The sequence below is a fragment of the Pseudomonas sp. WPR_5_2 genome (genome assembly GCF_003634475.1).
Taxonomy (GTDB): domain Bacteria; phylum Pseudomonadota; class Gammaproteobacteria; order Pseudomonadales; family Pseudomonadaceae; genus Aquipseudomonas; species Aquipseudomonas izuensis.
Genome location: NZ_RBLA01000002.1, coordinates 313,896 through 327,505 on the forward strand (window position 1 = coordinate 313,896; position 13,610 = coordinate 327,505).

Below are 13,610 nucleotides of genomic sequence, written 5' to 3' on the forward strand. Positions count from 1 at the left end.
GGCAAGCGTGCTATTGAGTCCAGTATGGTGATATCGGTCAGCCGATTGTTGAGCGCTAAGTCGCTATACTTTGGATATGTAAACTGATTTTTTGATCTGTAAACCACTGAAGATAACAACTCAAAAAATTGGTTTACAGCACTTGCTTTTCTTCTTTCAATTGCTCTTCCTCGTTTCCTACAGAAATGCGTTGTGAAATGCCCGGTGCCCTCTTGGCCAACGGCTATCAGCCCACCCAAATTGGTCTTTCGGGATATGCACTTCGGCATTGCTGTCGTTACGTGCAACACGATCGAACGGCCACTCCTGGACCAAGTCTTGAACGTTGAGTCTTTGGACCTGTCGCGACTTTTCCTGTTGGGGCTCCACATTTGTACGCCTCCCATTCGACCCCCAGTCGGTGCTACGATGTGCCATCATGTTTTTATATACAGGTCATGGAATGGAAGCTGTGCAAGATAACCCAGTGACAAAGACACCCGGAACTCCTCAAAAAAGTTCTTCGAAAACACCCACTGGAAAAGGCCGAAACGGAGATCTGAAGCAGGGCGATGAGCGTTTGCTGTGGGGGCGCGCTGGCGGGCGTTGCCAACGCTGCAATGTCGATCTGAGTCGTGACCCTTCAGGTTGGCGAGCTTTCAACTTAGCCGAAAATGCGCATGTGATTGCGTCTTCAACTGGCGGGGTGCGCGGTGACTCCAAACAGTCTGCCTGTCTAGCCGAAAAGATCGAGAACCATCTGCTGCTATGCAGGGTCTGTCACAAGATCATCGACGATCGACAGCGGGGAGATAAGCTATTCCCCACCGATGCGTTGATGAAACTTAAACACGATCATGAGGCGTTAGTGCAACGTCTCATGGATTTGGTGAAAAAGCCTCAAAGTGTTGCTATTTACATCAGCGCAGCCGTTGGCAAGTCGCGGCTGCAACCGTTGGATATCAACGATATCAACATGGCTATTGTCAACGCCGGCATGGTGCCAGCCCTCAACCATCCTATTCATATAGATCTGCTCAGCCTGTTGGAGGTAGACACACTCGACAGCTCCCCAGAGTTCTGGGCAATGGCACGAAAGAAAGTGCAACGTGAGCTGGAAAGTAAAGTTCTTGAGAGCACTCTCATAAGGCTCAATCAGGTTGAGCATTTCAGCCTTTTTGGGCTTGCATCCATCCCTGTCCTAGCACTTTTGGGTAGCCTAATTCCTGATACCCGCAAAGCGATGCCCTTCGAACCCTATGTGGCCGAGCTTAATCCTGGCCGGGCTCCTCTGACCGATGAAATCGAAGCGCAAATGCGGCAGTACGATCGAGATGCAGCGACATGGTCTTGGCCCAAGAAGCGCCGCTTTCCCGCACCTGTCTTCAGCTTTCAGCATTTGTCTGGTTCCTGCGAGCAGCGAGGAGGGGACATTGGGGTGCTATGTGAACTGTCCTTTCCCACTCACGAGGACCTGGTGTGCAGTGCATTGCCCTCAGTTCCTCTCTATAAGTTCTCAGCGGCAGAGGTAAATCCCAATCTGATTCAGGCGCACGACGATGTAGAGGACTTCATGCGGTCCTTCCGGGAACTCTTGAGCCATATCGAGCGCTTACATGGGCCTGAGGCTCATGTCCATTTGTTTGGCGCGCTGCCGGTATCGTGTGCTATTGCGCTCGGGCGGATCCAGGTCAAAGGTGCCTTATCAATGACCCTTTACAACCGGCAGCAGAACCCCAGCCGATATGAGCGCGGCCTAACCCTTTCGCATGAGGCCTGAGTCATGAAGCTAGAGACATTCACGCCAGTGGCTCCCACCACTCAAGCAGAGCGGATGCTTAATGACTTGGCGGATGCGTTGGAGATCCCTCCCAGCCACTATGAAGCCGCCGAGCGAAGCTATAAGTCTGTTGGTAAATGGCTGGATCGGCCAGGTTCTCGCTTCGCTCAGCAAGAAACTACGATTTACCCCCAAGGCTCCTTTCGACTGGGAACAGTGATCAAACCTCTGGATGCAAAGGAAGACTACGACCTCGATATTGTTTGTGAAGTGGATGCGTCCAAACGGCAATATACGCAATTCCAGCTGAAAGAGTTGCTAGGCCTTGAGCTCAAGGATTATGCCCGTTCCAAAAATATGAAATCACCGGAGGAGGCGCGTCGGTGCTGGACATTGAACTATGCCGATGATGCCCAGTTTCACATGGATGTTTTGCCAGCGCTCCCTGATGGAGCCCGGCAGCGATCTCTGATTGAGGCGACAGGTCGTAGCATTGCATTGGCCGATCAGGCGATGGCAATTACTGATCGGGAACACCTTAACTACCACCGGCACAGCGAGGATTGGCCTGGTAGCAATCCAAAGGGCTACTCTGAGTGGTTTCGATCCAGGATGAAAGTTGTCTTCAATGCTAGGCGGCAGGCCATGGCGTTGAACGAACGGGCCTCGATAGAAGAAATCCCCGAGCACAGAGTCAGGACGCCTCTACAGGCTGCAATCAAGATACTAAAACGCCACCGAGACGTGCGCTTCAGCGAAGATCCCGAGATTCGGCCTATCTCGATCATCCTCACAACGTTAGCAGCGCATGCGTATAACCAGGAGATCACGACTGGTGGTGCCTTGCAGAGCATTCTGCAAGGCATGGACAGATACATTGCTATCAAAGACGGCGTGTACTGGATCGAAAATCCCACTGACCCTCGTGAGAACTTCGCTGACAAGTGGGAGGAGGCCCCGGATAAGAAAGATGCTTTCTACGATTGGCTCACCATGGCGCGGGCCGACTTCGAAGCCGCGGCTCGAATGACGGATGCGGACTCCTTTGTAGATATCCTTGCGCCGCGAATGGGGCGTTCTCTTGTGGAGTCGGCAGTAACCAAACAATCGGCCGCAGGCAGTCTCCTGGAGGGCTTAAGTAAAGCGAAAGGCTTTATCAGCAACAAAGTTAGAAGGATTCTGGATGCGCCACATCGCAAGCCGATGGTCTGGCGGGAGCTGGCTCAAGGCTCCGTGACAGTATCAGGGATGACGGTTACGCGTGCCGGTCACCGTCCATATATGGTTGGAAGCGATGAGTCCGCGTTACCTAAACACGCTCAGTTGGTCTTCCATGCTCAGACCGATATCCAGTATCCATATAAAGTTTATTGGCAGGTAGTGAATACGGGTCTTGATGCTCGCAAAGTCCGTGGTTTACGCGGCGGGTTCGAGGAAGGTGTCGTACAGGCCGGACGTTTGGAAAAACGGGAAAGCACCCTGTATGGGGGTAGCCACAGTATGGAGTGCTTCATCGTTAAAGATGGGTACTGCGTTGCCCGCAGCGGCCCATTTATTGTCAATATTATGTGAGTTAGTTTTAGATTGTGGACGGTAGCTCTGGCTGCTGCTCTTGTTTATCGAGGCGGCAGCCGGATTTGAAAATATTGAGTTGATAAATGGCATTAGCTGATCAAGTTAGCAAAATATGACTGATAGTTTGTGCGGGGGGGGGCGATGCAGGAAATTATGAGTTTTTTGGTAGAGTTTTTTAGGCCTTGCTATGAGGTTGCGCGGTTTGTTGCGTATTGGTTAAGTATTAATCTTGAAGGGATTCATGCTTTTGGCGCTCTTAATAATATCTATGACCCTAATCTCCCCTATCCTATATTTAATCTGGATCCAACTCAGGGTCTTAATATTCTGGCGGGCGGGTGCTTTTTTATCGTGCTGGCTATTTTATGGGCCGTAATTCGTGCGGGATTTGTACTTGGAAGAGTTCCTGGCGTTATAATAACGACAGTACTTCTCGTACCAGGCGTAGCCTCTGTGCTTGGGTATATGCCAAAGATGCCTGATCCTCCAAGAGCTTTTCACTATGGCTTACAGGGGGACATGGGCTCGCCGTACATTGCCGCCATTGTGTTTTTTTTGTTATTTATTTTTGGCTGGGCAGTGATGGTTATAATTGCCAGTTTCTTTAAAAGTCATAAATTCAAGCTTTATTATGAGCATGTATGGTGTGCTGTTACGTTAGTTGGGTGTATTTATTTGGTTGTAGATAATCAAGTGCGAGTGAATAAGGATGCATTGACCAGTGTGGGCAGCGATTTCGATGCGCAGCTAAGTTACTATCAAGATGCGTATAGAAAGGCTAATGTGATCTGTCACTCTGATTCTGGTGTTTTGTCCCAAGAGTTATGTGGAAAGATCAGCGCAGTGTCGAGAGAGCTTGCTAGAGTCCGTTATGAGAAAAATATTACGTTGGCGGCGCCCTATTTTTCTAGTTTTGAATTGTCTAGTTTGATTGATTCATCTGAAGTAGAAGTGATCAACGATAGAGTATGTGGCAAACACGGCGAATTGTCGGGCGCGTGCAGTTCATTGCCGGTGTTGTTTGATATGGGCGTGAGTGACATTGGAAGAAAAATGCTTGTTCCCGGCGGGCAACACAATAAGTCGTTAGAGCGTTATTACAAGAGAATGGTTGACTTGGCGGGGAGGGTGAAGCTTGATAAGGAGAAAGATCATTACAAGTTATTTGTGTTTTTCTTGATTGCGTTTCTTGCCGGAGGGAAAGCGTCAATTGCTTCGGTTTCGCTAGTTGGTGAGGCGGCTCTTAATTCGAGGTCCTGGTTGATTTGGTTTTTACAAGCTTTTTATCGAGGCGTTTCCGCTGTCGTGCAGAGCTTTTGGTGGGTTCTTAAGGGTGTGAAAGTAATGGGTAGCAAAGCTTTGGATTTATTTATTTCGGGGATTTTAGAGTTTTACACTGTGTCCTCTCGCTTAAGAAAAGCTCCTGCTGCTGAAAGGGTCGAGATAGAGGAGAACGTCGGATAGTCCATCTATCGGTACTCCGGAGGGTGATCCTGTGAACGAACTCGACGAATTGAACGCTGGGAACATGAAGCCGTCTTGGAAGAAATGCAGTTTTGGCTGAGCGACGCGCGGGAGATGATGAGAGCCCGAAAACGGTTGAGCATCCTTTCGGGACTCTCAATCAACGGATGGGTACGACGCACTTCCTGACCCGAAAGCTGGCCGGTATGGACGCGGAGATGAGCTTGAATGTGCTCACCTACACCTTGAAACGGGTCATGAAAATTATCGGCACTAACCGTTTGATGAAGCACTCTCGGTGTAAAAAAGGCTATTTGGCCTATCCGAGACGCTGTAAAACAGCGTTGACGTGGTCCAGGCCGCGATCGAGATGACGCGCAACATAGGACTGTGCAATCGCTTAGCCAACGAAGGTCGATGATCCGAGACGATGTGGTCATGAGCGTTGTTACACGCTCTGGGCCGATTGCTACCTGTCGCGACGGGCCGCAAGCGTCAAAAGCAGCCATGCGAAAATTTTTTCTGTTTTATTGTGCGCCACCATCTTGAAATCATATCGCCATGTCACCAGATCTGTTTTTCCAGAGGAAGGGGATCACATGGCTTACGCACAGTCGCAATTCGAAAGTTTTCACAACACAATTCTATTTGGCTACGACAGCAGCAAAGAGTTGCGTGAGCGGCGGGACACGCTGCTGAACGATCTAAAGAACAACATCAGTGGCGATGCTCCCGCTTACCAAACCTTCTATCAGGGGAGCTATGCTCTTGATACTGGTATCCGTCCGCTTGACGGTAATCCTGATATGGACATCGGTATCATTTTTGACTGCAGCCCTGAAGACTACGCCGACCCGCTGAAACTGAAGAAGTTTGTGCATGACGCCTTGGAGCGTCATAACCGCTCCGTAACAATCCGCCGTCCCTGTGTGACGGTAACTTATTACAAAGATGGTGTTGCCACTCATCATATTGATATGGCGGTGTACAGCGTCAATGCGAACGATCAAACCAATATCGCGTGGTGCCGGTCCACCACCCCGTTGGCGGATCGGGAATGGGTCGTCTCAGAAGCGCGGGAGCTCTCCGACGCAATCAATGACCGTTTTGAAGGCGACGACCGTAACCAGTTTCGCCGAGTTGTGCGTGCCCTTAAACGCTGGCGTGATCAGCATATTGGCCACAAAAATACCCCAAGCATCGGGCTGACGGTCGCTGCATACAAATGGTTCTCCCCTCGCTACGACGCTATGGATGGCAAACCCAGGGACCTGGTAGCCATCCGAGATCTGGTTGACCAGATGCTCGCCTACTGGGGACTTCGCTTGAATGTCCATCTGCCTGTCGCCCCGCACTCGGACCTGTTCGAGCGTATGTCCGACAAGCAAATGGAGGATCTGAAGGGGCGTCTGGTTGCTCTTCGAGACTCCCTCAATGAAGCTGCGAAGCAGCCTGATACCCACGAAGCATGCAAGATCTTGAGCAAGCAGTTTGGTGAGGACTTTCCGGTGCCTGCGAAAGTGGATACGACCAAACAGACATCGGCGGGAGTTAGCGTTTCAGGTCGTTCAGCTTGACTGAGGAGCAAAAGCGCTTTGTTGAACAGGTTGAGCAGGCGTTGCACGACCTGGGTGCAAAGGGCGTCCTACGAATTTTGGAGCCGGCCAGGCCCTATTGGACCTTTTCCGTGTTTGACCATGGCCAGTTTTGGCCACTGAAGCTGTGCCCAATTGGTTGGAATTTCCATAACCTTCCAGCAATTTTTTGGTGCACAGCTTTACCTCTGTGGGGATGGCCGCATACCAGCAGCGATGGCGATATTTGCGTAAGCGATCGCGAGGGGCTCGAATACGACCCTAATGACATCGTTGGCGTCCTTCGCTGGCTATTGGCTGAAGCAACGCGGATGTTGGCCTCAAACCGTCACTTGCAAGATGAAGAGCGGCGAGCGCTTTTCGCGGATGAGTTAGAGGGATACCTCAACAACTGTGGTGCGTGGTCAGTTCAGCTAGACAGTCCGCTCGACAGCGCAACACCGCTTTATGCTGAAGTGGAAATGCGAAAGCAAGGTGCATTTAAGGTCACCCCAATAGTTCGGCGGATCAACTCAGGAATCACCGAACTGCCTCACTGCCAGCAACAATGCATCGGGTTCATTGACGTGACCATCCACCAGCTTTTAGACCTTCGACGCTCTGTCGATGTGGTCTGGTGGGAGGGGTTTCTCAGCCGTTTATCTCCGGGGCAAAGAGAGATTGCCATCTCTCCAAAAAACAGAGGTGTACTACTGCGTGTGCCGAACAAATACGGGCATGCATTGGTGCTGTTGTATTGGGGCGTTCCCGCTCAAGCCAAGCGCTGGTCCGCGACAAGCTACCTGCTTAAACGGCAGGACCGTGACTATCTGATGCAACGAACGGGTGGTGCGGTCGTCGCTAAGCATGTCATGGTGGTGGGTTGTGGTTCTATTGGGTCGAGAGTGGCCGAGCATCTGGCTCTGGGGGGCGTCAGCAAGCTCACACTAGTCGATAACGATCGATTCACTGCTGACAATTTAGGTCGACACATTCTGGGTAAAGAGTCGATATCTCAATACAAGGTCGAGGCGCTCGCGACACTCCTGAGGCAACGATCTCCAGGTATCGATGTGCTTGCTAAAGCCACTGCCGTACAGCCATTGTTGGCGAATGGAGCGCTTTCACAGGTGGATGTCGTCGTGCTGACGACTGGTAACTCTGTTCTCGAGCGGGCAATTGTGCGGATGGCGTTTCAGGAGCGTTGGCGTTGTTTGATCGTGTGCAGCAGCGTTGAAGCGGCCGGGCTGGGCGGCCATGCAATTGCAATGAGGCCGGGTGTGAGGGGGTGTTTGGATTGCCTGTACATTGATCCAGATACCCAACAACCTGTTTCTGGTATGACCACTGCCCTCGTGGCTGCTGGGCAAAATGTCACACGGCAGCTGACCGGCTGTGGAGCATTTACGCCTTACTCCGCTATCGATGCTACCCGTACGGCAATTTTGGCTGTCGAACGGGTGTTGGCTGAGTCGACTGCATACAGTCGATGGTCTGGGGAAGGATTGCTGGCAAAAGCGGAACACATCACCCCTTCAGCTACCTACTTCGCCTTGCGCGCCGGCCGTATCCCTTCAGAGCTCGGCCCCGACGATTTTGCGCAGCCGAGGTGCAAATGCTGCAGCGCCTAAGTACTGGTCACGTGGTCTGGCATTTGGAGGATGGTTCCTCAGGGGCGCTATCTCCGAAACTAATCGGGTGGTTGGCCGACTGGGCACAGCGCAAACCGGATTCAACGGAGGCAGGCGGATTGCTTCTTGGGTTTATTGACCTCGACACGCAAGGACTGCTGGTGGAGTCACTGACCGTGCCAGGAATAGGGGATAAACGCTCTCGGGCCAGCTTCTACCGCGGGCCGAAACATCAAGTCGAAGCTGAAAAATGGCATAACGCCAATCATGGCCATGGTACGCAACTTGGACTTTGGCACACCCATCCTGAACCTAATCCGTGTCCCTCCGGTATCGATTTAGAAGATTGCCGCACTGTCCTGGCTAAAGGTAAGTTTGCGGCTGGGGGGCTGGTTTACATCATTGTTGGTACTCGCACAATTGGTTGTTGGTTCGCCAGACCTAACCTTCCCCTAATTCTCCTTGGACATTTCAAACCATGAAAATTTCTCCACTGATGGAGCGTGTGCTCACCATTGTTGAGGTGTATTTCCGACGCTCACCAGCAGGTGCTCTGCTGTCGACAGGCGCACTCTTGATGTTAGGCGGGCCTAACTTAGCCCTGAAGTTGTCGTTTAACAAAAAGGGGACTGACGGAGAGTTTATTGCGGGTGAAATTGCCACGGCTGACCAGGAGTGGTGGGTCACCGCGGTGTGCCTCGGATTGGGAGGCTTGTTGGTTGCAATTGGGCTCTATCTGTCCTGGGTCCTGTTTCAGGATCAGCGTCGCAAGCGCGTGATAGCCGTTGAGCTTCGCGGGCTAAAACAGACGATCGACACGCCACTCGAAAGCGCAATTCCTCGTCGAGTTATGGGTGTCCGGGAGTCGATTCTGATTGATGTGCGAGATTTGGTTGAAGGAACAGATCAGCAGAAAAAATTGGCAGTTGCTGCAGTAAACAACCTTCCGCAACTCCTTAAGCAAAAGAAAGACGGCCGTGATCGTAGTGACTTGACTGTCTATGCAGGGGGATTGGCACCTGTCCCCCTGTTGTTTTTAAGTGGGGCGTTATTCGCTGCTGAAAGCACGATCAATTGGTTTGACTGGGATCGTAAGGCACTCAATTGGGTTTCACCTGCGAATGGGACAGATTTGCCAAGTTTAATGCCTGTAAACATTGCTTCGGGTAAAACCGATGATGCGGTTTTGGTGGTTTCGGTGTCATATCCTGTCGATTTAAGGGAAGTAAGTCAGTCCTTCCCTGGCGTGCCAATTGCAGAGCTAAAGCTTGATGAGGCTTACCCAGGGCTAGTTGTTAGCGAGGCGTCCATACAAGTGATGATGCAGCAGTTCATGGAAGCCATTGTGTCGCATCAGCGTTTTGGCGTTAAGAAAATTCATCTGGTGTTGGCGGCACCCAGCATATTGAGTATGCGACTGGGGACAAGCTATGCCGGCAGAAATATGCCAGCGTTGATTGTTTATCAATACCAGCGTGCGCAAGCAGAAAACCCTTATCCTTGGGGGGTAATGATGCCGAACTCCGAAATCCCTTATGGGGAATTTATTAACAATGAGGTCCTGGAGTCTGCGGTATAATTTGGTTAGGCCCTCAGTTGGGTGGGGCGCATAATGTTTTATGTGCGCTACTAAGTTAGTTGTCTGGCAGTAGGCTATTCCCCCGGTGCTATTATTTTTCGCTGATAGCATTGGGGGGTAGCGTTGAGTCAATCTACCAACAGGTCCCGAGCGCGTTTTTTACCGGCCGGGTAAAGCGGTGGTCAACGGTCATTAGGCCATAGTGCAGCGAAATGCCATCAACTGAGCAGATACATCTTCTGTAGCGTCTGTACCGTCACGATCTCAAGTCAGTGCGCAATCAATACCTACAAGGGTATCCCTCTGCCAACTGCAACCAGCACGAGACTTGAACGTCGACAAATATACTCCTGTCCTTTCACCGACACCGACTCTGGATTTCAAGCGTTTTTTTGGTGTATTGTTAGGACTAACTACATAGAGAACTACCATGTCTAAGCTTGCAGAATTCCGTCAGCTCGAAAAACACTTGGCCGAACAGCTTCAAGCTCTCGAAACTCTTAAAGATGATGCTGGCCTTCAGAAAGAAATCGAATTCGAGACGAAGCTGCGCGCATTGCTCGGCGAATATGGCTACAGCCTGCCGAGCGTGATCAACTTGCTGGACCCTCAAGCTCGCCGTCGCGCTCCAGGATTTGAATCTAAATCAGTCAGCCGCAAACCGCGCCAGGTGAAGGTTTATAAAAACCCACACACCGGCGAAGTAGTCGAAACGAAAGGCGGCAACCACAAAACTTTGAAGGAGTGGAAAGCAGAATTTGGCTCCAACACGGTCGAGTCCTGGCTGGCAAAGTGATGATGGTTTGAGTACAAGAAAGGGCCCTTTGAGGCCCTTTCTTGTTGGACAAAGGTTAGGGTATTTGAAGCACCTCGAGATGGGTGGGAATCGGCCGAAATTCGCTTGTGAACGAGAATCTACGGGGTGATAGAGGGGGTCTATAACTGCCGCACTCGCATGATGGTATTGGTGATACCTTGAGCATTCGTGTCCTGTGTTTCCATGACCGCAATTGCGTTAACGGCGACACTTCCCACTCCATTTTCAGAGAGCAACTTTGTCATTTCTTCAAAAGCCGCACTAATGGCGTGCTGATTATGCAGGAGCAATGTGAGCTTGATACGGGGCTGGGGAACACCGGACAGCTAGGTCGCTAATGGCGTATGGTCCAGGCTTCTAGGACAAAGGTGCATCTGGTGAAGGAGTAGTCGTAGGCATAGCGTTGCACGATTTTGTTCTGGGTCGTGTGGTTACTATCTGAATTAAGCACCACTTAAACCAGTATCGGGCAGAACATCATGATTCGCGCGTACTAGCACATGCTGACTCAGAAAGTCGGGGCGCGATTTATACATTTAAATTTTGATGCGAAGGACCATTCAGCATGCAAGCGAATGGTCGAATTGAGTGAAAAAATTTAGCAGTCGCGCTATAGATAAAAACTCATAGCGTTGTATTTAGGACCTGCCTGGGGTGGTGCATGTATTTTAGAATGCACCACCCATTATTATTGGCCTACAAGCCGCCCAATGCGACGTACTTGATCTCCAAATAGTCGTCTATACCGTATTTTGAACCTTCACGGCCAAGTCCAGAGGCCTTCACGCCGCCAAACGGTGCAACTTCTGTAGAAATCATCCCTTCATTGACGCCCACCATGCCGAACTCAAGATTGTCGACGACACGAAAGATCAGGCCCACATCACGTGCGTAAACATAGGCCGCTAAGCCAAAAGGAGTGTCATTGGCCATCGCAATTGCCTCGTCCTCCGTATCGAAACGAAAGAGGGGAGCGACGGGACCGAAAGTTTCATCATTGAAGATTAGTGCTTCGCGTGGCACGTCGGTGAGCACTGTGGGCTCGAAGTAACTACCGCCCAGGGAGTGGCGCAGGCCTCCGGTAGCAATGCGTGCCCCTTTTTCCACCGCATCGGCAATGTGTTCTTCGACCTTTTTTACTGCTTCTTCATTGATTAATGGGCCCAACACCACTCCCTCATGCATGCCGTTGCCTACTTTCAGAGCAGCGGTAGCCTCCGCGAGTTTCTTCGCAAATAACTCGTAGACGCCTGATTGCACGAGCATACGGTTGGCGGCAACACAAGCTTGTCCTGTATTGCGGTACTTGGCGGCGATCGCTCCTTTCACGGCTGCATCGATATCTGCGTCGTTAAAGACGATGAACGGTGCGTTGCCGCCCAGTTCCATACTCGCTTTTTTGATGGTCGGTGCGCACTGGGCAAGCAGCAGCGATCCAACTTCGGTTGAACCTGTGAAGGACAACTTACGAACGATCGGATTTGCGGTGAGCTCTCCGCCGATTGCGCGGGCCGAGCCTGTAACGACGTTGCACACACCTGCTGGCAGACCGGCGCGCTCGGCGAGTACGGCCAGAGCCAATGCAGAGAGCGGCGTCTGACTGGCTGGCTTGATAACTCCTGCGCAACCAACCGCCCAGCCGGGACCGGCTTTGCGTGTAATCATTGCAGAGGGGAAGTTCCACGGTGTGATGGCTGCAAACACGCCGATAGGGGCTTTCTGCACGAGAATGCGCCGACCCTCCACATTCTGGGGAATGATGTCGCCATTCACGCGCTTTGCTTCTTCCCCGAACCATTCGATGAAGCTTGCGGCGTAAAGGATTTCGCCACGGGATTCCACCAAGGGCTTACCCTGTTCGGCTGTAAGGATGACCGCCAGGTCCTCGATGTTTTCAAGCATAAGCTCATAGAGCTTACGGAGGATCTTTGCACGCTCCTTTGGCAGCGCCTTGCGCCATCCCTGCATGGCCTTTTCGGCGGCTGCGATTGCGCGTTGAGTCTCGGACTCTCCACCGTTTGGTACGCGTGCCACCAATTCACCGGTCGCTGGATTGCGGACCTCAATTGTCTGGCCACTCTCTGCCTGGACCCATTCGCCGTCAATCAACATCGCCTGACGCAACAGGTCGGGGTCTTTCAGATTCAAGGTTGCGGAACTATTCATGGGCAGTCCTCAAACGGAGTTACGACCGATGAAGAAGGCTTCATCGAGGTCGGTGGTTGGGTTCAATCCAGCAGCTTCCAGTCCTTTACGTAGTACCGCCATGTCGCGTTGGTACACACGTTGGGTAGGGTGGGGCATAGGACCTCCGTTGTAGCCCTGCAACCAGCCTTGGTACTTCCACATCATGCGATTGAGGAGCCCGTTTGCCGCCATTGGCAGGCTCGCAAAAGCTTTGCGTGCCGGATCCATTTTGTACCAGAGCTGAGTTGCTTCATCGTAGTTGCCCGCGCGGATCAACTTGTGGATCTGCGGTAGTAGCGGACCGTAATAAGAGGAATAGTTAGTTCCACAGAAGGGGATATCCATCACCTGTGCCAAAGGTACGTATTCATACTCAAGCGGAGACGAAATAACGACCTCTTCATGAAACTCGCGGTGAACTTCGATCGCCGACATGATGTAAGGAAGGCCGCCTTCGGCTTTGATTGCAACGACGTTGGGGATTTCGTCGACCATTCGGCGGAGTACCGCCAACGGAATGTCAGCGGGATGCAAGCGGCTGAAACCCCAGGCGGGCAGGGGGAAGATGATTACGCCCAAGTTTGTCGCGTCGCAGATCGCCTTGGTGTATTCGAATACCTCATCATAGGACTTTGGATAGAAGTACGGAGGATAGCCTAGCAACACAAGGTCGGCGCCGGCAGCTTCAGCTCGCTTCACCGCCTCAATGTTATCTTCCAGTGTGTTGAACACCGCGTGGTGAACGATCACGAGACGGCCGGCGGCTTGATCGGCCATGATTTGACAGAATTCACCATATTGTTCTTGGGTAATTGCTACCTCCGAACAAGACAGTGAGCCGACAAAGCCATGCTTGATTGCCAACTCTACGTCGTGGCGAACGGCTTTCTCATTAATGCGTTTGAAGTCGGAGGTCATTGTTGGAATCGTAACGTTGGCGACTCCAACGAGTTTCTCGCGTGCCCACTCTCGAGCTTCGTTTTTATTGTAATTAGCCATATAAGGCTCCTATTTAGTCAGGGGG

General features: G+C 51.6%; 11 protein-coding genes and 1 pseudogene. 9 read left to right on the forward strand and 3 right to left on the reverse strand.

Annotated elements, in window-relative coordinates; translation table 11 throughout:
* Positions 1 to 442: 442 nt before the first annotated feature.
* From BJ917_RS10095 to BJ917_RS10135, 9 genes and pseudogenes are all read left to right on the forward strand, one after another.
* Positions 443 to 1,759: an HNH endonuclease gene (locus tag BJ917_RS10095; protein WP_158602478.1), complete on the forward strand. Its 1,317-nt coding sequence runs from the start codon at positions 443 to 445 to the stop codon at positions 1,757 to 1,759.
* Positions 1,760 to 1,762: 3 nt separating this feature from the next.
* A complete protein-coding gene (locus BJ917_RS10100) occupies positions 1,763 to 3,331 on the forward strand; it encodes a nucleotidyltransferase (protein ID WP_121103254.1) in 1,569 nt (522 codons plus the stop codon).
* A gap of 144 nt (positions 3,332 to 3,475) precedes the next feature.
* A complete protein-coding gene (locus BJ917_RS10105) occupies positions 3,476 to 4,798 on the forward strand; it encodes a hypothetical protein (protein ID WP_147432560.1) in 1,323 nt (440 codons plus the stop codon).
* Between the two features lie 42 nt (positions 4,799 to 4,840).
* A pseudogene (locus BJ917_RS10110) lies at positions 4,841 to 5,088 on the forward strand (IS5/IS1182 family transposase); the annotation flags it as partial.
* A gap of 309 nt (positions 5,089 to 5,397) precedes the next feature.
* Complete coding sequence (locus BJ917_RS10115; protein ID WP_121103256.1) at positions 5,398 to 6,375, forward strand: nucleotidyltransferase; 978 nt, start codon at positions 5,398 to 5,400, stop codon at positions 6,373 to 6,375.
* Positions 6,372 to 8,003 (forward strand): ThiF family adenylyltransferase, encoded by a 1,632-nt coding sequence (locus BJ917_RS10120; protein ID WP_121103257.1) that lies wholly within the window; start codon positions 6,372 to 6,374, stop codon positions 8,001 to 8,003. Before BJ917_RS10115 ends, BJ917_RS10120 begins: the two co-directional genes overlap by 4 nt.
* The gene (locus BJ917_RS10125; RefSeq protein WP_158602479.1) at positions 7,988 to 8,485 is read left to right on the forward strand and encodes a Mov34/MPN/PAD-1 family protein; all 498 of its coding nucleotides are present in this window, start codon (positions 7,988 to 7,990) and stop codon (positions 8,483 to 8,485) included. The genes BJ917_RS10120 and BJ917_RS10125 overlap by 16 nt, the downstream gene beginning before the upstream one ends.
* Complete coding sequence (locus tag BJ917_RS10130) at positions 8,482 to 9,582, forward strand: SAVED domain-containing protein (RefSeq protein WP_121103259.1); 1,101 nt, start codon at positions 8,482 to 8,484, stop codon at positions 9,580 to 9,582. Before BJ917_RS10125 ends, BJ917_RS10130 begins: the two co-directional genes overlap by 4 nt.
* Before the next feature lie 430 nt (positions 9,583 to 10,012).
* A complete protein-coding gene (locus BJ917_RS10135) occupies positions 10,013 to 10,378 on the forward strand; it encodes a histone-like nucleoid-structuring protein, MvaT/MvaU family (protein ID WP_121103260.1) in 366 nt (121 codons plus the stop codon).
* Between the two features lie 140 nt (positions 10,379 to 10,518).
* Here the strand turns inward: BJ917_RS10135 and BJ917_RS32275 are convergent, their stop codons facing one another.
* The 3 genes from BJ917_RS32275 to BJ917_RS10150 form a co-directional block, all read right to left on the reverse strand.
* Entirely contained in the window at positions 10,519 to 10,725 is a 207-nt protein-coding gene (locus BJ917_RS32275; protein WP_121103261.1) for a hypothetical protein, read from the reverse strand.
* 370 nt (positions 10,726 to 11,095) lie between these two features.
* The gene (locus BJ917_RS10145) at positions 11,096 to 12,547 is read right to left on the reverse strand and encodes an NAD-dependent succinate-semialdehyde dehydrogenase (protein WP_305955484.1); all 1,452 of its coding nucleotides are present in this window, start codon (positions 12,545 to 12,547) and stop codon (positions 11,096 to 11,098) included.
* Positions 12,548 to 12,574: 27 nt separating this feature from the next.
* Entirely contained in the window at positions 12,575 to 13,585 is a 1,011-nt protein-coding gene (locus tag BJ917_RS10150; RefSeq protein WP_121103263.1) for a dihydrodipicolinate synthase family protein, read from the reverse strand.
* Positions 13,586 to 13,610 lie beyond the last annotated feature (25 nt).